Here is a 19,871-nt window from a genome sequence, read left to right as displayed (position 1 = left end):
CTGACGGGAGATCCACCCGCATGCTCGAGCCGATCGAACCCACTGAGGGTTCCGACAACAACAACACCCCCAGCGACACCCTGCCGCCGCGGCGCCGCCGCCGTGCCGCGTCGCGCCCCGCCGGCCCGCCCACGGGCGCCGCCGAAGCCGTGGCCGAGACCACCGCGCCGGCCATACCGGCCGCGGCGTCCGCCGACCTCGCGGAGGAGGCGGACGAAACAACAGCGATCGTCCAGGCCGAGGCCGAAGCGGTCGACGAGACCGGCGAGGCAGAAGAGGCCGTGGCCGAGGAGGCCGCGCCGCGTCGTGCGCGTCGTCGTGCCACTCGTCGGGTGACCGCGCCCGCCGGTGCGTCCGAGACCGCCGAGGCGGCTGAGGTCGCGGAGACCGTGGTGCCCGCGGTGACGGCTGAGGCCGCGCCCGCCGAGACACCCGCTCCCGTTGCCGCCGTCGAGGCCGAGGAAGCCGCTCCGGCCGGTCGTCCGCGTCGTCGTGCGACCCGCCGCGCCTCCGCGCCCACCGGCGCGCCCAAGGCCGCCGAGGCCGTCGAGGAGCCGGTGACCGCCTCCGTCGAGGCCACGCCGGCGGAGCCCGCCGTGGTCGAGGCCGAGGAGGCCGCTCCCGTCGCCGAGGAAGCCGCCCCCCGCCGTACCACCCGTCGTCGCGCCACCCGGCGCGTCTCCGCACCCGCCGGTGCGCCCGAGGGCGACACCGGTGACGAGCGTGTGGAGGCGCCCGTGACCAGCGAGACCCAGCCCGAGGAGCCCGCGCAGGCCGAGGTCGAGCAGGCCGAGCCCGCGCAGGCCGAGGTCGAGCAGGCCGAGCCCGCGCAGACCGAGGACGAGGCGCCGAGGCGTGGCCGCCGCCGTGCCACGCGCAAGGCCGCCGTCGGGTTCTCCGCGCCCGCGCCGAAGGAAGCCGAGTCGGCGCGCAAGCCCGCTCGTCCGGCCGTCGCCGTGTTCCAGGCGCCCGTGTTCACCGAGCCGATGTTCCAGACGCCGGAGCGGGCCGCAGCCGCGGCTGCCGCTGAGGCGGCGGACGAGGAGGTCGAGGAGGTCGTCGAGGCCCCCGTCGCTCCGAAGGTTCGCGAGACCGTCGCAGCCCCTGAGGCCGTCGAGGAGGAGACGGGGCCGCGCAGGCGCCGTCGCCGCCGGGCCGTCGAGGAGGAGCCCGCGGCCGTGGAGCCCACCACCGACGAGGTGGAGGAGCCCGCCGAGGCCGAGGACGCCGAGGATGCCGCAGACGGTGACGAGGGTGACGAGGAGTCCGCGGGCTCCCGTCGTCGGCGCCGCCGCGGTGGCCGTCGCCGTCGTCGTGGTGAGTCCGCCGAGTCGGACGCTGAGTCCGGTGACGACGACTACGCCGCCGAGCAGGCCGCGCAGGACACCGAGGACACCGCCGAGCAGGTCGAAGAGGACGCCGAGGACGGCGACGAGCGCGAGGAGTCGGGCGGTTCCGGCTCCAGCAGCAGCCGCAGGCGTCGGCGCCGTCGGCGTCGCGCCGGTGACTCGGGTCCCGACACCGAGCCCACCGAGAGCGACCCCGAGCGCACCGTCGTCAAGGTCCGCGAGCCCCGCCCGAGCAAGAGGGACGAGCACCCGTCCGACGAGGTGCAGTCCATCAAGGGCTCGACCCGCCTCGAAGCCAAGAAGCAGCGCCGTCGTGAAGGGCGCGAGCAGGGCCGCCGGCGCGTTCCGATCATCACCGAGGCCGAGTTCCTGGCCCGCCGTGAGGCCGTCGAGCGTGTGATGGTCGTCCGCCAGAGCGGCGAGCGCACCCAGATCGGCGTGCTCGAGGACAACGTGCTCGTCGAGCACTACGTCAACAAGGAGCAGTCGACCTCGTACGTCGGCAATGTCTACCTGGGCAAGGTGCAGAACGTCCTGCCCTCGATGGAGGCCGCCTTCATCGACATCGGCAAGGGCCGCAACGCCGTGCTGTACGCCGGTGAGGTCAACTTCGAGGCGCTCGGCATGGCCAACGGGCCGCGCCGTATCGAGAGCGCGCTGAAGTCCGGCCAGTCGGTGCTCGTGCAGGTCACGAAGGACCCGATCGGTCACAAGGGCGCCCGACTCACCAGCCAGGTGTCCCTGCCCGGCCGCTACCTGGTCTACGTGCCCGAGGGCTCGATGACCGGCATCAGCCGCAAGCTGCCCGACACCGAGCGCGCTCGCCTGAAGACCATCCTCAAGAAGATCGTCCCCGAGGACGCGGGCGTCATCGTGCGCACCGCCGCCGAGGGCGCGAGCGAGGACGAGCTGCGCCGTGACGTCGAGCGGCTGCAGGGACAGTGGGAGGACATCCAGAAGAAGTCGAAGAGCGGCGGCAGCTCGAACGCGCCGACCCTGCTGTACGGCGAGCCGGACATGACCGTCCGCGTCGTCCGCGACATCTTCAACGAGGACTTCACCAAGGTCATCGTCAGCGGCGAGGAGGCCTGGGAGACCATCCACGGGTACGTCGCCCATGTCGCGCCCGACCTGACCGACCGCCTGTCGAAGTGGACCTCCGAGGTCGACGTCTTCGCGACGTACCGGATCGACGAGCAGCTGATGAAGGCGCTGGACCGCAAGGTCTGGCTGCCCAGCGGCGGTTCGCTGGTGATCGACAAGACCGAGGCGATGGTCGTGGTCGACGTCAACACCGGCAAGTTCACCGGTCAGGGCGGCAACCTCGAAGAGACCGTGACCAGGAACAACCTGGAGGCGGCCGAGGAGATCGTGCGTCAGCTGCGGCTGCGCGACCTGGGCGGCATCGTCGTCATCGACTTCATCGACATGGTTCTGGAGTCCAACCGGGATCTGGTTCTGCGGCGCCTTCTGGAGTGCCTGGGACGCGACCGTACGAAGCACCAGGTGGCGGAGGTGACCTCGCTGGGCCTCGTCCAGATGACGCGCAAGCGCGTCGGACAGGGTCTGCTCGAGTCCTTCTCCGAGACCTGCGTCCACTGCAACGGCCGCGGTGTCATCGTGCACATGGAGCAGCCGACCTCCGCCGGAGGCGGCGGCAAGCGCAAGAAGCGCGGCCGGGGCGGTTCCGAGCAGGAGCACACGCACGAGCACGAGGCCCTGGGCACGGAGACCGACGAATCCGTCGACGAGGCAGAGGCCGAGGTCGAGAGCGAAGCCGAGGTGGCTGCCGAGGTCGCCGCGCCGGTCCCGTTCGCGCAGCCCGAGTTCGTGCCCGACGAGGACCTCTACAGCAGCGCCGCCGAGGCGGAGGCCGCGGCTTCCCGTGGGCGTTCGCGGCGTCGGGCCACCCGGCGTGCGTCGGCTCCCGCGGGTGCGCCCAAGGGCGAGGAGCGGGCTCCCCGCAGTCGGCGTGAGGAGCGGGCGTCCAGGTCCCGCGAGGTCGCCGAGTCCGAGCCGGTCGCGGTCGAGGACCCGGTTGTCGAGGCTCCGGCCGTCCAGGCGGTCGAGGAGACCCCGGCCCCCGTGGCCGCCGTACAGGAGGACGAGGCCGCTCCCAAGGGGCGTACGCGTCGTCGTGCGACCCGGAAGGTGTCGGCCCCGGCCGGTTCGCCGAAGGCCGCGGAAGAGGCCGCCGTCACGGTCACGGAGCCGGTCGCGGCGCCCGTGCCGGAGGCTGCCCCGGAAGAGCCGAAGGCCGAGCAGGCCGTCGAGGCGCCCGCCGAGAGCGCCGCCCCGGCCCGCCCGCGGCGTCGCGCCGTCCGCAAGGCCACCGCGCCCACCGCTTCCGAGGAGGCGGCCGTCGTGGTCGTCCCGTCGGTCCCGGCGGAGACGGTGACCGAGACGGCCGAGGCCGAGGCGGACGCCGAGGCTCCGGCCAAGAAGGCGGCCGCCCGCAAGACGGCCAAGAAGGCGACCGCGAAGAAGGCCGTCACCAAGAAGGCCGTAGCCAAGAAGACGGTTGCGAAGAAGACCGCCGCGAAGAAGACGACCGCCAAGAAGGCGGCGTCGAAGAAGACCGCGGCGGCCGAGCAGCAGGACCAGTCGACGGTGTCGGCGGTCACGGAGGACTGACCGAGTCCGTCCCGCGCCCCGCGCGGCAGAACGGCGGTGGCCCGCCCGGTGAGAACCGGGCGGGCCACCGCCGTTCTGTGTGGTGCACCGGATCTTCCGCGCCGCGAGTCATCATCTGCGAATCGCATAGGTGAACGACGTGTGAATCAGTGATGCATGACGGGGGCTAAGATGAGGAGCGAGATTGACATCAAACTTAGAAAAAATGGGATATTTTTCCCATATGAACATAGTATCTGGGGGCAACACGTGAAGGCTCTCGTGCTCTCCGGGGGAGCGGGCACCCGCCTCCGCCCGATCACGCACACCTCGGCCAAGCAGTTGGTGCCTGTCGCCAACAAGCCGGTGCTGTTCTACGGCCTGGAGGCGATCGCGGAAGCCGGGGTCACCGAGGTCGGGATCGTCGTCGGGGACACCGCCGACGAGATCCGCGAGGCGGTGGGTGACGGTTCCCAGTTCGGGATCAAGGTCACCTACATTCCGCAGGACGCGCCGCTGGGCCTCGCCCATGCCGTGCTCATCGCCCAGGACTTCCTCGGCGACGACGACTTCGTCATGTACCTCGGCGACAACTTCATCGTCGGTGGCATCACCGGTCTGGTGGAGGAGTTCCGGGCCGACCGGCCCGACGCGCAGATCCTGCTGACCAGGGTTCCCAACCCCACCTCCTTCGGCGTCGCGGAACTCGACGACAAGGGCCTGGTGGTGGGCCTGGAGGAGAAGCCGAAGAAGCCCAAGAGCGATCTGGCGCTCGTCGGCGTGTACCTCTTCACCTCGGCCATACACGAGGCCGTCCGCTCCATCGAGCCCTCCTGGCGCGGCGAGCTGGAGATCACCCACGCCATCCAGTGGCTGATCGACGAGAAGCGTGACGTCCGCTCCACCACGATCTCCGGCTACTGGAAGGACACCGGCAACGTCACCGACATGCTGGAGGTCAACCGGTCCGTCCTGGAGACCGTGGACCCGGTGAACGCGGGCACGGTGGACGAGGACAGCGAGATCATCGGCCGGGTGCGCATCGAGGCGGGTGCCCGTGTCAGCGGCAGCCGGATCGTCGGACCCGCGATCATCGGCGCCGGCACGGTGGTGAGCGACGCGTACATCGGTCCGTTCACCTCCGTCTCCGAGGACTGCCGGATCGAGGACAGCGAGATCGAGTACTCCATCGTGCTGCGCGGCTCCTCCGTGACCGGCGTGCGCCGGGTGGAGGCCTCGCTGATCGGCCGTGATGTGGAAGTCACTCCGGCCCCCCGTAACCCCGCAGCCCACCGGCTCGTGCTCGGTGATCACAGCAAGGTGCAGATCTCTTCATGACCGCCCCTTCTTCTCCCGCCCACCCGACCCGGATTCTGGTGACCGGCGGCGCCGGTTTCATCGGTTCCCACTACGTCCGTACGCTGCTCGGCCCCCAGGGTCCCGGTGATGTCTCGATCACCGTCCTGGACAAGCTGACGTACGCGGGCAACCCGGCCAACCTCGACGAGGTGCGCTCGCACCCCGGATTCGCCTTCGTGCAGGGCGACATCTGCGACCCCGAGCTGGTCGGCAAGCTGATGGCCGAGCACGACGAGGTCGTGCACTTCGCCGCCGAGTCGCATGTCGACCGCTCCATCGACGGCGGTGCGGAGTTCGTCCGTACGAACGTGGTGGGTACCCACACGCTCATCGACGCGGCGCACCGGGCCGGCATCAAGACCTTCGTGCACATCTCCACCGACGAGGTCTACGGCTCGATCGACGAGGGCTCCTGGCCCGAGACGCACCCGCTGGAGCCCAACTCGCCCTATTCCTCGGCGAAGGCGTCCAGCGACCTGATCGCGCTGTCGTACCACCGCACCCACGGCCTGGACGTCCGCGTCACCCGCTGCTCGAACAACTACGGGCACCACCACTTCCCCGAGAAGGTCATCCCGCTCTTCGTGACCAACCTCCTCGACGGCAAGAAGGTCCCGCTGTACGGCGACGGCGGCAACGTCCGCGACTGGCTGCACATCGACGACCATGTCCAGGGCATCGACCTGGTCCGCACCAAGGGCCGCGCGGGCGAGGTCTACAACATCGGCGGCGGCACCGAGCTCTCCAACAAGGAGCTCACCGGGCTGCTGCTCGAGGCGTGCGGCGCCGACTGGGAGACCAGCGTCGAGTACGTCGAGGACCGCAAGGGCCACGACCGCCGCTACTCGGTCGACTGCACCAAGATCCGCGAGGAGCTGGGCTACGTCCCGCGCAAGAGCTTCGAGCAGGGTCTCGCGGAGACGGTCCAGTGGTACCGCGAGAACCGCGCGTGGTGGGAACCGCTGAAGGAGCGCGCGACCCTGTGAGCGACACCCGAAACTGGCTGGTGACCGGTGCGGGCGGGATGCTCGCGCAGGATGTGCTGGCCCGGCTCGCCGACGCCGGCATCCCGGCGGTCGCGGTGGCCCGCACCGACCTGGACATCACCGACCCCGCCGCAGTACGGGCCGTGCTCTCGGAGCACGGCCCGGCCGTCGTGGTCAACTGCGCCGCCTGGACTGCGGTGGACGACGCGGAGACCCGCGAGGACGACGCACTGCGGATCAACGGTGACGGCCCCCGCCACCTGGCCGAGGCGTGCCGCGACCTGGACGCCGTACTGGTGCACGTCTCCACGGACTACGTCTTCCCCGGCGACGCCGAGAAGCCGTACGCGGAGGACGCCCCGACCGGCCCGCGCAGCGCGTACGGCCGCACGAAACTGGTCGGTGAGCGCGCGGTGATCGAGGCGCTGCCCGACCGCGGCTACGTGGTCCGTACCGCCTGGCTCTACGGGGCCGGCGGCGGCAATTTCGTCCGTACGATGATCAAGCTCGAAAGCGTCAAGGACACCCTCGACGTCGTCGACGACCAGCGAGGTCAGCCCACCTGGACGGTGGATCTGGCCGACCGGCTGGTCCTGCTGGGCCAGGCCGCGCTGGCCGGCACTGCTCCGGCCGGCGTGTATCACGGCACCAGTACAGGCGAGACCACCTGGTTCGGCTTCGCCCAGGAGATCTTCCGGCTGCTCGGCGCCGATGCGGCGCGGGTCCGGCCGACCACCAGCGCGGCGTTCGCCCGCCCCGCGCCCCGGCCCGCCTATAGCGTGCTGGGTCACGAACGTTGGCAGCAGGCCGGCATCGAACCGATACGCGACTGGTCCGAAGGACTCAGCTCCGCGATGCCCGTGCTGATCGCAGAGCCCCAGGAGGGGAATCCATGACCGTGAAGGTCAGCATCGTCATCCCGGTCTACAACGCGGGGGAGTACATCGAGCGCCCGATCAGCTCGATCCTGAAGCAGACGCTGCCGCAGGACGAGATCGAGGTGATCTTCGTCGACGACGGGTCGACCGATGACTCCGCGGAGCGGCTCCAGTCGGTGGCCGAGAAGACCGAGAACTTCCGGGTGCTCTCCATGCCGAACTCGGGCTGGCCCGGGCGCCCCCGCAACGTCGGTGTCGCCAGCGCACTCGGCGAGTACGTGCATTTCCTCGACCAGGACGACGGCTTGGGCCCGAAGGCGCTGGAGGTCATGTACGACCGGGCGCTGAAGAACAATTCCGACATCGTCGTCGGCAAGGTGAAGGGGAACATGCGTGGCCCCATTCGCCTGTTCCGCGAGTCGGTCGAACGCACCGGCCCGGAGTTCGCCGAGCTGTACGAGACGCTGACTCCGCACAAGATGTTCCGGCGTGAATTCCTGCTCGACAACGACATCAAGTTCCAGGAAGGGCGCTGTCGCCTCGAGGACCAGATGTTCCTGGCGAAGGCCTTTCCGCTCGCCAAGAACATCACGATCGTCGGCGATGTCGTGTGTTACGACTGGAGCAAGCGCGACGACGGCAGTAACAACAGCAAGGGCCGGACCGAGCCGGCGGAGTACTACCCGTGGCTCGCCAAGACCGCGCAGATCGTCAAGGCCAACACGACTCCCGGACCTGCGCGCGACGCCTTCCTGACGCGCAACTACCGGGTCGAAGTCCTGCGGAACACCGCCACGACGGGTTTCCTGAACGGCGATCCCCACAGCATGGGGCACTACGAGGCGGCCCGGAAGGTGGTCGTCGAGGAGTACTCGGACTCCGTCCGTGAGGGGCTGCCGCCGCTCTGGCGGTTCCGTGCCGAACTGCTCGAGGCCGACCGGGTCGAGGACCTGCGCAAGGTGGCCCAGCGCTACCGCGACGCCGTCAGCGAGGTCGAGTTCAGCGGATCCGTGCGCTGGCGGAAGGGCGCGCTGGTGGCGCCGTTCCGTGCCCGGCTGCGGTACGAGGACGGTGCCACGGTGAAGGTCAGGAAGCTGGGCGACGGCTACGGCCTCGACCTCGCCCTGGTCCACGGGATCGACGGCGGACCCGACTGGACCTTCAAGGACATCGAGAACCGTGCGGCCATCGATTTCCAGCTGCGACAGCGCAACAAGTCGCAGGCCTGGTTCCCCGAAGTCGAGTCCAAGGTGATTGTCACCGCCGACGGGACCGTGGAGATCCAGGGAACCCTCCGCATCGACCCCGACACCGCCGCATGCGGCGGCCGGCTCCCCAAGGGGCTTTACGACGTTCACGTCAACGTCCAGCTGCTCGGGATCGACCGGATGACCCGTGTCGAGGGCGGCCCGGTGAGTGAACTGCTGCCCTGCGGCGGTGCGCGCTCGCAGCGCCTGAACATCCAGGCTGCCCCCTACTGGACCCGGGACGGGCGGCTGGCTCTCGACATCGGCGGCAACATGCACAAGGTGCCGGACAAGTCTGCCGGGTCCCAGGCCACTTGGCGCAGAGTCGCCAAGAAGGTCAAACGAGTTCTCGCATCCTGACCCGGAGGTCGCGCTACATCATGAAACCCCTCTCTATCGAAGGCGCCTGGGTCTACGAGCCCAACGTCTTTCCGGACGAGCGCGGTAGCTTCCACGAGTGGTTCGGCGGATCGGATTTCCGAGCGAGCACCGGGCACGACCTGTCCCTGGCCCAGGCCAACTGCTCCGTCTCCCGCCGCGGCACCCTGCGCGGTATCCACTTCGCCGACGTGCCGCCCAGCCAGGCCAAGTACGTGAAGTGCGTACGCGGCGCCGTGCTCGACGCCATCGTCGACATCCGGGTCGGCTCCCCCACCTACGGGCAGTGGGAGCTGGTCCGGCTCGACGACGAGACACACGCCTCGGTCTACCTGTCCGAGGGCCTCGGGCACGCCTTCCTGGCGCTGACCGACGACGCGACGGTCGTCTACCTCTGCTCCGAGGGCTACGCACCGAAGCGGGAGCACGGCATCCATCCCCTCGATCCCGAGCTGGGCATCGAATGGCCGGCGGACGTGGAGCCGTTGCTGTCCGACAAGGATGCCGCTGCCCCGACGCTGGCGGACGCGGCGGCGCAGGGACTGCTGCCCAGATACGAGGACTGCATCGCCCATCGAGAGGAGCTTCACGAGCGCTGAAGTTACCGGCAGGTAGGTGTTTACTCGCCGGTCAACTCCCCGCTAGCTTCCGTTGGATCGGTATTTCGTCAACTGCCAGTGAAGGGCGCGTTCTACGTGGATCGGCACGGAATTCTTCGCCAGCTGCACAAGGTTTACCGGCCCCGCACCTACCTTGAGATCGGAGTCAATGACGGCCGCAGCCTGACGCTGTCTCGGGTCCCCACCGTCGCCATCGATCCGGCCTTCAAGGTGACGTCGGAGATCAGCTGCGACGTGCACCTGGTCAAGGCTACGAGCGACGCCTTCTTCGAGCGGAAGGACCCGTTGATTCACCTGCGGAACGGGCGCAACCCGTTCCGTGCGCTCGCCCGCCGCGATGCGCTGAATCTCCTGGGCGGCGAGCCGCGGCTCGACCTGTCGTTCATCGACGGCATGCACCTCTTCGAGTTCGCACTGCGGGACTTCATGAACGTCGAGCGGCACTCGCGCTGGTCGAGCGTGATCGTCCTGGACGACATGCTGCCGCGCGACGTCGACGAGGCGGCCCGCGACCGGCACACCGGGATGTGGACCGGTGACGTGTTCAAGGTGGCGCAGGTACTGCGGCGCTTCCGCCCCGATCTCGTCGTGGTGGAACTCGACACGGTCCCGACCGGTGTCGTCGCGATCTTCGGTGCGGACCCGACCAGCACCGTGCTCAAGGACAACTACGACAAGATCATGGAGGAGTACCGCCGGGACGACCCGCAGGTCGTCCCCGAGGAAGTCCTGCTGCGCAAGAACGCCATCCAGGGCGAGGCCCTGCTCAACGCGGACTTCTGGCCGGCACTGGTCAGGGCCCGCAACCTGCGTCGCCCGCGCTCGGCGTTCGCGCCCATCCGCCGCAGCATCGAAGCGGTGGCCGGCTGAGATCGGCTGACCCTCGGGCCGAGGACGACGGCCCGAGGGACATGCACCTGGTGCCGGTCCCGCGCTTCTGCTCCACCTTCTCGGCCTGAGCCTTGACGTTCTAGCAAGACTGACTTCGTCAGCTGAAATGCAGGGGCGCGGCCCCTGCCAGGGCCCGGTTTGACCCCCCGACCGGCGCCCCGTAACCTAGACCGTCGGCGTGTTCATTGCGCGCTACGCCCCTCGTAAACCCTTCCTTCCGGACTCTTCCGGAAGCCTCCCGGTCTCCGGGAGAGGCCGCACGCCCCGCGTGCGGCTGGACTGCGAGGGACCCGCTTCGAGTCAGAGAGTGAGATCCGCGTGTACGCCATCGTGCGCAGCGGTGGTCGCCAGCACAAGGTTGCTGTAGGCGACATCGTTGAGGTTGACAAGATTTCCACTGCCAAGGTTGGCGACACCGTAGAGCTCTCTACGCTGCTCGTTGTCGACGGCGAAGCCGTGACCAGCGACCCGTGGGTCCTCGCCGGGATCAAGGTCCAGGCCGAGATCGTGGACCACCACAAGGGCGTCAAGATCGACATCCTTCGGTACAAGAACAAGACCGGTTACCGCCGTCGTCAGGGCCACCGCCAGCAGTACACGGCGATCAAGGTCACTGAGATCCCCGCGGCTGCGAAGTAAGGGACTGAGGAGAGATGGCACACAAGAAGGGCGCATCGTCCACTCGGAACGGTCGCGACTCCAATGCTCAGCGGCTCGGCGTGAAGCGCTTCGGCGGTCAGGTCGTCAACGCCGGTGAGATCCTGGTCCGCCAGCGCGGCACCCACTTCCACCCGGGCAACGGCGTCGGCCGTGGCAAGGACGACACGCTGTTCGCCCTTGACGCCGGTGCGGTGGAGTTCGGTACCCACCGTGGCCGCAAGGTCGTGAACATCGTTCCGGTCGCCTGACCGGTACTTTTCGCGAGGCGGACCTCACTTCCCTTTCGGGAAGCGGGTCCGCCTTTCGCGTGTTTTCAATGGATGTAGCCCTACGAGGGCACGGCATCCCAAAGACTTTCCGTACGTAACTGGAGGCACATCCCATGACCACCTTCGTGGACCGCGTCGAGCTGCATGTCGCCGCGGGTAGCGGAGGTCACGGCTGTGCCTCCGTACACCGGGAGAAGTTCAAGCCGCTCGGCGGCCCGGACGGCGGCAACGGCGGCCACGGCGGTGACGTCATCCTGGTCGTCGACCAGTCCGTGACCACGCTGCTCGACTACCACCACTCCCCGCACCGCAAGGCGACCAGCGGCAGGCCCGGCGAGGGCGGCAACCGGTCCGGCAAGGACGGCCAGGACCTGGTCCTGCCGGTGCCGGACGGCACGGTGGTGCAGGACAAGGCGGGCAACGTGCTCGCCGACCTGGTGGGCCAGGGCACGACGTACGTCGCCGCGGAGGGCGGCCGCGGTGGCCTCGGCAACGCGGCGCTGTCCTCGGCCCGCCGCAAGGCGCCCGGCTTCGCGCTGCTCGGTGTGCCCGGTGGCCTCCAGGACATCGTCCTGGAGCTGAAGACCGTCGCGGACGTGGCGCTCGTCGGCTACCCGAGCGCGGGCAAGTCCTCGCTGATCTCGGTGCTGAGCGCCGCCAAGCCGAAGATCGCGGACTACCCCTTCACGACCCTCGTCCCCAACCTCGGGGTGGTCACGGCCGGGTCGACGGTCTACACGATCGCCGACGTGCCCGGGCTCATCCCCGGCGCCAGCCAGGGCAAGGGACTCGGCCTCGAGTTCCTGCGCCACGTCGAGCGGTGCAGCGTGCTGGTGCACGTCCTGGACACGGCGACCCTGGAGTCCGAGCGCGACCCCGTCTCCGACCTCGACATCATCGAGGAGGAGCTGAAGCAGTACGGCGGTCTCGGCGACCGGCCGCGCATGGTCGTCCTCAACAAGATCGACGTACCGGACGGCAAGGACCTCGCCGAGATGGTGCGGCCCGAGCTGGAGTCGCGCGGCTACCGCGTCTTCGAGGTGTCCGCGGTCGCGCACATGGGCCTCAAGGAGCTCTCCTTCGCGCTCGCCGACGTGGTCGCGAAGGGACGCGCCGCCAAGCCGGCGGAGGAGGCGACCCGGATCGTCATCCGCCCGAAGGCGGTCGACGACGCCGGCTTCACCGTCGTGCGCGAGGAGGACGGCCTCTACCGCGTCCGCGGCGAGAAGCCCGAACGCTGGGTCCGCCAGACCGACTTCAGCAACGACGAGGCCGTCGGCTACCTCGCCGACCGCCTCAGCCGTCTCGGCGTCGAGACGGAACTGATGAAGGCGGGCGCCCGCTCGGGCGACGGCGTCGCCATCGGCCCCGAGGAGAACGCGGTCGTCTTCGACTGGGAGCCCACGGTCATGGCCGGTGCGGAGATGCTCGGCCGCCGTGGCGAGGACCACCGCCTCGAAGCGCCGCGGCCCGCCGAGCAGCGTCGTCGTGACAAGCAGGCGGAGCGGGACGAGTCGGAGCAGGAGTACGACGACTTCAAGCCGTTCTAGGGCTTCGCTTACTGATCGTTTGTCAGGCCCGCTGTGGAGTAAGGGACGTTTTCCTTACCGCAGCGGGCCTTTCGCTGTGCCGTAGCGGTCGTTCGCTGCTCGGGTATTTGTCATGTCTGCGATGTGTTGGGTTCAGCGAGCTGGTTGTTGCGCCGTGTGAGCTTCCCGGTGTCCAAGGGGCCACCGACGCAAGGGAGTTCGCCGATGACCGGAGCCGTCTCGCGCGATCGACGCCGCTTTCTCACCGCGGGGGCAGCCGTACTCGGTGCCGCCGCCTCCGCCCAGCTGTGGCTGCCCGCCGCCGCCAGGGCCGCCGAAACACCGTTGCCCGAAGGGGTGTTCAGCCTCGGCGTCGCCTCTGGTGACCCGCTGCCCGACGGCATCGTGCTGTGGACCCGGCTCGCCCCCGACCCGCTGAACGGCGGAGGCATGCCCGAGCGCACGGTGCCGGTGGAGTGGGAGCTCGCCGAGGACAGCCGCTTCAGGAAGCCGGTGCGGCGCGGAACCGTCCAGGCCCGGCCCGAGTTGGGGCACAGCGTCCACGTCGACGTACGCGGACTGCGCCCCGGCCGCGTGTACTGGTACCGCTTCCGCACCTCCGGCCGGCTCTCCCCGACGGGCCGCACCCGCACCGCACCGTCCCCGCACAGCTCCGGGGGCTCGCTGCGCGTCGCCCTCGCCTCCTGCCAGAACTGGCAGAACGGCTACTTCACGCCGTACGCCGACATGCGCGACCAGGACCCCGACTTCGTCCTCTTCGTCGGCGACTACGTCTACGAGAGCGTCCCCTCGGCTACCGGGGCACGCATCCACGAGGGCACCGGTGAGCCGTACACCCTCGTCCAGTACCGCAACCGCTACGCGCAGTACCGCACCGATCCGCACCTGGCCGCGATGCACGCCGCCGCGCCCTGGGTGGTCACCTTCGACGACCACGAGGTCGACAACGACTTCGCGAGCGAGATCCCGCAGGACCCCGCCAAGCAGCCGCACGACGCGTTCGTGGCCCGGCTGACCGCCGGCTACCAGGCGTACTACGAGCACATGCCGGTCCGGGCGAGCGCGATCCCGGGCGGGCCGCACATCCAGATGTACCGGCGGCTCGACTTCGGCCGCCTCGCCCGGCTGAACGTCCTGGACACCCGGCAGTTCCGCAGCGACCAGGCGACCGGCCAGGCGGGCGCCCAGGACCCCTCGCTCACCATGCTCGGTGCCGAGCAGAAGGAGTGGCTGCTCGGCAACCTCCACGATTCACCGGCCCGCTGGAACCTGATCGCCTCGCAGATCATGATGGCGGAGACCGATCTCCAGGTCGGCGAGGGCAAGCTCTGGTACTACGACGCCTGGGACGGCTACCAGGCCGAACGCAACGCCCTCATGGGGGAGTTCGCAAACGTGAGCAACCCCGTCGTGCTCACCGGCGACCGCCACCTCACCATGATCAGCGACCTCAAGCGGGACTTCGCCGACCCGGACTCCGCCGTCGTCGGCGCGGAGTTCGTCGGTACGTCGATCTCCAGCGGCGGCGACTCCGACCTCGACGCCTTCCACCGGGACTGGGACCCGCGGCTGCCCGACAACCCGCACTGGAAGCTCGTCGACGCCCATCGCGGCTACCACCTCTTCGACATCCGGCGCGACGGGATCGACGCCCAGGTGCGGGTCCCGGAGACGGTGCTGAAGCCGGAGGCCGCGTCCAGCGTGCTGGCCCGGCTGCGGGTCGAGGCGGGGGAGCCGGGCGTACGGCTGGTGTAACCCGTACGGCTCATTCCACCCGCACGAACAAACTCCTACGAACAACCACGAACAAACTCCTACGAACAAACCGGTGCCCTGGGACTCACACGAGTCCCAGGGCATTCTCAGCTTGTCCTCAGCATCTGCTCTTAATGTCCTCTTACCATGGAGATTGATTGTTCGACATCTGACGCGGCGGCCGCTGAGACGGCCGCGCCGGCACCGCTTCCGGTGGGCACCCGGCTGCTGCACATAGGTCCCCACAAGACCGGGACCACCTCGATCCAGGGCGCGCTGTTCGCCGCGAGGGACGCGATGGCCGAGCACGGCGTCGTCTTCCCGGCGCACAGCAGACACCCGATGGAGGCCGCCCTCGGGGTCTGCGCCCGGCCCGGCATGATGGGCGAGACCAAGCCCACCGAGAAGCACTGGCAGCGGCTCGTGGAGCAGGTGCACGCCACCGGGAAGCGCACCTCGGTGGTCAGCAGCGAGTTCTTCGCCGACGCTCCCGACGACGAGACGATCGCCCGGATCGTCGACGACCTGGGCCGGGAGCGCGTACACGTCCTGATCACCCTGCGCCCGCTGTCGAAGATCATGCCCTCGCAGTGGCAGCAGTACGTGCAGAACGGCCTGCGCATGGGCTACGAGGACTGGCTGACGCACATGCTGCGCAAGGCCCCGTACGAGAAGCCCAACCCGAGTTTCTGGCGCCGACACCGCCACGACCGGCTCGTCGAGCGCTGGGCGCGGGTGGTCGGCGCGGAGAACATCACCGTTGTCGTGGTCGACGACAGCGACCGCGGCGGCCTGATGCGCACCTTCGAATCGCTCCTCGGCCTGCCCGACGGCCTTCTGGAGGCGGTTCCGGACACGGCCAACCGCTCCCTCACGCTCGCCGAGACCGAAATGCTGCGGAAGCTCAACAGGGAATTCCGCGGCAATGGACTGCCCGACGAGCTGTATTCCAAGCTCGTGCGCGGCGGCGCGGTCATGCGTATGAAGAACACCTGCCGTCCCGCCCCGGGAGACGCGCGGATCAGCACACCGGAGTGGGCGCTGGAGGCGGCCGCGGGTATCGGCGCGGAAATGACCGAGCGGATCGGCGCCATGGGCGTACGTGTTCTCGGCGATCCGGCGCTGCTGTCCGTCGTACCGGCCGTCATCACGGCCACGGAGGGCACGGAGCCGGTGGCCGCGCGGATCGATCCGGAGGTCGCGGCCCAGGCGCTGTACGGGGCGCTCGCCGTCGCGGCCGCCGCCCCCGCCCCCGCCCCCGCGCGCCGGGCCCCGGTGCGTACGGTCCACCAGACCTCGTCCCGGGAACTCGTCCGGGTACTGGGGCACCGGGTTCTCAAGCGCCTGAAGCGGACCTGAGTGGGGCGAAGCACTTGCCGCCCGAGTGAAGGACGCACGGAAATCGTGTGCAGTTACTCACAGCAAATCCGGACAATCCGGTTCGGGTTCTGGGAAGGCGCCTGCATGCAAGGTGAATAATCGGTTGCGTGCACATATGCAACAGACATCGCTCACCTTGCATGGCAGTAACCGAAAGTGGGACCATTCGTAGGTTCCCTGTCGCCCCAAGGTAGGTCACCTGTGTCTGAGCACTTTGCCAAACCCCGTACCACCGCAGTGATCCTTGCTGGTGGGACGGGTCAGCGTGTGGGTCTGTCGATTCCGAAGCAGCTGCTGAAGATCGCCGGCAAGGCGGTCATCGAGCACACGCTGACCACCTTCGAGAACGCCGATTCGATCGACGACATCATCGTGCTGATGGCTCCGGGCTATGTGCCGGACGTGGAGAAGATCGTTGCGAAGGCGGGCTTCGCCAAGGTGACGAAGATCATCGAAGGCGGCTCGACGCGGAACGAGACCACCGAGCGCGCCATCGCGGCCCTCGGTGAGGGCCTGGCCGAGGGCGAGGACGCCAACGTCCTGTTCCACGACGCCGTACGCCCGCTGCTCTCCGAGCGTGTCATCGACGACTGCGTCACGGCCCTGGAGCGCTACCAGGCCGTCGACGTCGCCATCCCGTCCGCGGACACGATCATCGTGACCCGCACGCACGGCGAGGACGGCGAGTTCATCACCGAGATCCCGGACCGCTCCCGGCTGCGCCGCGGCCAGACGCCCCAGGCGTTCAAGCTGTCCACCATCCGCCGGGCGTACGAGGTCGCCGCGAACGACCCGAACTTCCAGGCCACCGACGACTGCAGCGTCGTACTCAAGTACCTGCCGGACGTGCCGATCCACGTCGTCGCGGGCGACGAGTACAACATGAAGGTCACGCAGCCCGTCGACGTCTTCATCGCCGACAAGCTCTTCCAGCTCGCCTCCACCGCCGCGCCCGAGCAGGCCGACGAGGCCGCCTACCGGGAGCTGCTCACCGGCAAGACCCTGGTCGTCTTCGGCGGCTCGTACGGCATCGGCAAGGACATAGCCGAACTCGCCGCGCGCTTCGGCGCCAAGACGTACGCGCTGGGCCGCTCGACCACCGGCACGCACGTCGAGAACCCGGAGGAGGTCGACGACGCGCTGTCCACGGCGTACGCGGAGACCGGGCGCATCGACTACGTCATCAACACCGCGGGCGTGCTGCGCATCGGCAAGCTCGCCGAGACCGACAACGCGACCATCGAGGAAGCGCTGAAGGTCAACTACCTGGCCCCGGTGCAGATCGCCCGCTCCTCCTACAAGTACCTGGCCGAGACCAAGGGTCAGCTGCTCCTCTACACGTCCAGCAGCTACACCCGCGGGCGTGCCGAGTACAGCCTCTACTCCTCGACCAAGGCCGCCATGGTCAACCTGACCCAGGCGCTGTCCGACGAGTGGGCCGGCGACGGCATCCGCGTCAACTGCATCAACCCCGAGCGCACCGCGACCCCGATGCGGACCAAGGCGTTCGGCCAGGAGCCCGCGGGCTCGCTGCTCTCGTCCGAGGCCGTCGCGCAGACCTCGCTCGACGTGCTGCTCTCCGAGCTCACCGGGCACGTCATCGACGTCCGTCAGCAGGACCCGACGGCCGGTGCCGGAACGGCCTCCGGTTTCGAGGCGGCCCTGGCCGCCGTCCTGGACCGCCAGGACGGCGTGGCATAATCAATTAATCGATCTTCAGAATTCAGGCCTCTGTGTTCGCGTGTTTTCCGCGCATTCACAGAGGCCTGAATCCGTAAAGTTTCAAACTCTCTTTTTTGGCATTAAACCGGCACTCACCCCTCAAGAGCAGGTTTCTCCGTGATTTCCACCGCTATTCGCGTTGCCCGGGTGGGCAGCGCGGCCGAGCTGGCGGCGGCGGCCCTCATGATGCTGGGCTTCCCCTGCCTGATGCTCGCCGCGCTCATTCCGAGCGTCCCCGCCTTCGCGGCCGCGGCCGCCGTGACGTATCTGGCGGACCACTATCTGCACCGGCGTGGCAGCTATCTGATCAACCGCCTCAGCAAGGTGCGGGCCGGTCTGTCCATCAGATTCCTGATCCGACAGCTGCTCCTGGTGCTGCTCCTGGCGCGCGCCGACCTGTCCGAGAGCACGGTCTTCTACGCGGCGATCGCGTGCTTCCTCACCTTCTACGGCTTCCAGGCCCCGCACAGCGCCCTGGTCACGCTGATCCGGTCGCGCCGCAAGATGCCCGTCGCCACCCGCAACCTCGACCTGGGCTCGCGCATCCGCATCCCGGACGCGCCCCCGGCCTTCCTGCTGGACCGGAACGCCGAGAAGATGCTCCACCTCGACCTGGCCGCGGTCGTCGGCGTGCTCGTCACCGCGGCGACCGACTCGGCCGTGTACGGGTTCGTCGGCATCGCCATCACCCTGGTGCTGGCCTTCGGCTACGTCGCCGCGCTCGTCCCGTACGTCCGCGGAAAGAGCACCCCGCCGAACGCGGACGCGGTCCTGGCGGCGACCGACTCCTGGCTGCGCGAGCACCGCCCGGAGACGGCGCTCTACTTCTCGGGCTCCAAGGACTCCGCGTACCAGGTCAACATGTGGCTCGAGACGATGGAGCAGTTGGACACCCGACCGCTGATCATCCTCCGTGAGCGCGCCATCCTGGAGCTCATGGCACCCACCACCGTGCCGGTCATCTGCGTGCCCGGAGGGGTGCACCTGATGAACATGGACCTGTCCACGGTGCGGGTCGCGCTGTACGCGGCGAACGTCGGCAAGAACATCCACCTGCTGCGCGTCCCGACCATGAAGCACGTCTTCATCGGCCACGGCGACAGCGACAAGCTCGCCAGCGTCAACCCGTTCAGCAAGGCGTACGACGAGGTGTGGACCGCCGGCCGTGCCGGGCGCGACCGCTACGCCATCGCCGACGTCGGCGTCCGCGACGAGGACATCGTCGAGGTCGGCCGCCCGCAGCTGGCGCCGATCCGGACCTGGCAGGGCGTGCCGGAAGGTACTCCCACGGTTCTGTACGCGCCCACCTGGGAGGGCTGGGACGGCAACCCCGGCAACACCTCCCTGCTGCTCGCGGGCGAGAACATCGTGAAGAAGCTGGTGAAGGCCGACCCGCCGGTCCGTGTGCTCTACAAGCCGCACCCCTTCACCGGCACCGTCAGCACCGAGGCCGCTTCCGCCCATCGGCGCATCACCGCGCTGGTCGAGAAGGCCGCCGTCGCCCGCGCCGCGGACTCCCGGTTCACCGCCGACACGGCCGTCCAGTCGCAGGCCAAGGCCGAGCTGACCCGTATCGAGGCCCGCCTGGCCGAGCTGTCCGGTGCCGGCGCTCAGAAGGGCGACGAGGCCGAGGCCAGCCGGGACGGCGTGGTCGACGTCCAGAAGCACGCGGAGATCGCCCGGCTGCGCGGCGAGTGGGACGACGCCTACTGGCGTTCCTTCCCCGGTTGGGAGCACAAGGTCGTCACGGGCGCCGAACCGCGTCTGTACGACTGCTTCAACGTCTCCGACGCGATGGTCTCGGACATCTCCAGCGTGGTCTCCGACTTCATCGCGAGCGGCAAGCCGTACGCCGTCACCGACTCCGCGGAGCTCGGCGCCGAGGAGTTCAAGCGGCAGAACACCGCAGTACGCGCCGCGGTGATCCTGTCCAACTCGGCCGCCGAACTGGGCGAGTTGCTCGCCGCGGTGCGCGACCCGGCGGCCGACGCGCAGGCCGCCGAACGCCAGGAGCTGAAGCGGTATCTGCTCGGCCCCGACGAGCCGACCTCGATCGACCAGTTCAACTCCGCGACGCGGCAGCTTGCGCAGAAGGCCGAGACGCGCAACCTCGGCCAGGAGAACGGCACTTCGGCCGTGGACGCCCCGGCCGCGGCCGCGGACCTGGCGAGTGCGCTTCCCGGCGACACCGACGGAGCGGCGGTCAAGGGCTGA

14 protein-coding genes are annotated in these 19,871 nt (G+C 69.1%); all 14 read left to right on the top strand.

The window, feature by feature from the left end; genetic code table 11:
• Positions 1-20: 20 nt before the first annotated feature.
• The 14 genes from OG219_RS16855 (at position 21) to OG219_RS16790 (ending at position 19,871) form a co-directional block, all read left to right on the top strand.
• Positions 21-3,983 carry a ribonuclease E/G gene (locus OG219_RS16855; RefSeq protein ID WP_266827394.1) on the top strand — a complete coding sequence of 1,321 codons (3,963 nt, stop codon included), beginning with the start codon at positions 21-23 and terminating at the stop codon, positions 3,981-3,983.
• A gap of 249 nt (positions 3,984-4,232) precedes the next feature.
• Positions 4,233-5,300, top strand: a complete 1,068-nt coding sequence (locus OG219_RS16850) for a glucose-1-phosphate thymidylyltransferase (RefSeq protein WP_266827392.1) — start codon at positions 4,233-4,235, stop codon at positions 5,298-5,300.
• On the top strand, positions 5,297-6,307 hold the full coding sequence (rfbB, locus tag OG219_RS16845; RefSeq protein ID WP_266827390.1) for a dTDP-glucose 4,6-dehydratase: 1,011 nt from the start codon (positions 5,297-5,299) through the stop codon (positions 6,305-6,307). The genes OG219_RS16850 and rfbB overlap by 4 nt, the downstream gene beginning before the upstream one ends.
• The gene (gene rfbD / locus OG219_RS16840; protein WP_266827388.1) at positions 6,304-7,203 is read left to right on the top strand and encodes a dTDP-4-dehydrorhamnose reductase; all 900 of its coding nucleotides are present in this window, start codon (positions 6,304-6,306) and stop codon (positions 7,201-7,203) included. Before rfbB ends, rfbD begins: the two co-directional genes overlap by 4 nt.
• Entirely contained in the window at positions 7,200-8,792 is a 1,593-nt protein-coding gene (locus OG219_RS16835; protein WP_266827386.1) for a glycosyltransferase family A protein, read from the top strand. The genes rfbD and OG219_RS16835 overlap by 4 nt, the downstream gene beginning before the upstream one ends.
• Before the next feature lie 20 nt (positions 8,793-8,812).
• A complete protein-coding gene (rfbC, locus tag OG219_RS16830; RefSeq protein ID WP_266827384.1) occupies positions 8,813-9,409 on the top strand; it encodes a dTDP-4-dehydrorhamnose 3,5-epimerase in 597 nt (198 codons plus the stop codon).
• A gap of 96 nt (positions 9,410-9,505) precedes the next feature.
• Positions 9,506-10,300: a class I SAM-dependent methyltransferase gene (locus OG219_RS16825; RefSeq protein ID WP_266827382.1), complete on the top strand. Its 795-nt coding sequence runs from the start codon at positions 9,506-9,508 to the stop codon at positions 10,298-10,300.
• Positions 10,301-10,639: 339 nt separating this feature from the next.
• Positions 10,640-10,960: a 50S ribosomal protein L21 gene (rplU, locus tag OG219_RS16820; protein WP_081221565.1), complete on the top strand. Its 321-nt coding sequence runs from the start codon at positions 10,640-10,642 to the stop codon at positions 10,958-10,960.
• Positions 10,961-10,974: 14 nt separating this feature from the next.
• On the top strand, positions 10,975-11,229 hold the full coding sequence (rpmA, locus tag OG219_RS16815) for a 50S ribosomal protein L27 (RefSeq protein ID WP_028802588.1): 255 nt from the start codon (positions 10,975-10,977) through the stop codon (positions 11,227-11,229).
• 134 nt (positions 11,230-11,363) lie between these two features.
• Positions 11,364-12,800: a GTPase ObgE gene (obgE, locus tag OG219_RS16810; RefSeq protein WP_266827380.1), complete on the top strand. Its 1,437-nt coding sequence runs from the start codon at positions 11,364-11,366 to the stop codon at positions 12,798-12,800.
• A gap of 204 nt (positions 12,801-13,004) precedes the next feature.
• Positions 13,005-14,555, top strand: a complete 1,551-nt coding sequence (locus OG219_RS16805; RefSeq protein WP_266827378.1) for an alkaline phosphatase — start codon at positions 13,005-13,007, stop codon at positions 14,553-14,555.
• 147 nt (positions 14,556-14,702) lie between these two features.
• Entirely contained in the window at positions 14,703-15,914 is a 1,212-nt protein-coding gene (locus OG219_RS16800; RefSeq protein ID WP_266827376.1) for a hypothetical protein, read from the top strand.
• Positions 15,915-16,136: 222 nt separating this feature from the next.
• Positions 16,137-17,636 carry a bifunctional cytidylyltransferase/SDR family oxidoreductase gene (locus OG219_RS16795; RefSeq protein ID WP_266827374.1) on the top strand — a complete coding sequence of 500 codons (1,500 nt, stop codon included), beginning with the start codon at positions 16,137-16,139 and terminating at the stop codon, positions 17,634-17,636.
• A 138-nt stretch (positions 17,637-17,774) separates the two neighbouring features.
• Complete coding sequence (locus OG219_RS16790) at positions 17,775-19,871, top strand: hypothetical protein (RefSeq protein WP_266827372.1); 2,097 nt, start codon at positions 17,775-17,777, stop codon at positions 19,869-19,871.

The sequence above is a fragment of the Streptomyces sp. NBC_00038 genome, from assembly GCF_026343635.1.
Taxonomy (GTDB): Bacteria; Actinomycetota; Actinomycetes; order Streptomycetales; family Streptomycetaceae; genus Streptomyces.
Note: the sequence above shows the minus strand (reverse complement) of the source record. Positions and strands in the feature narration are given on the sequence as shown.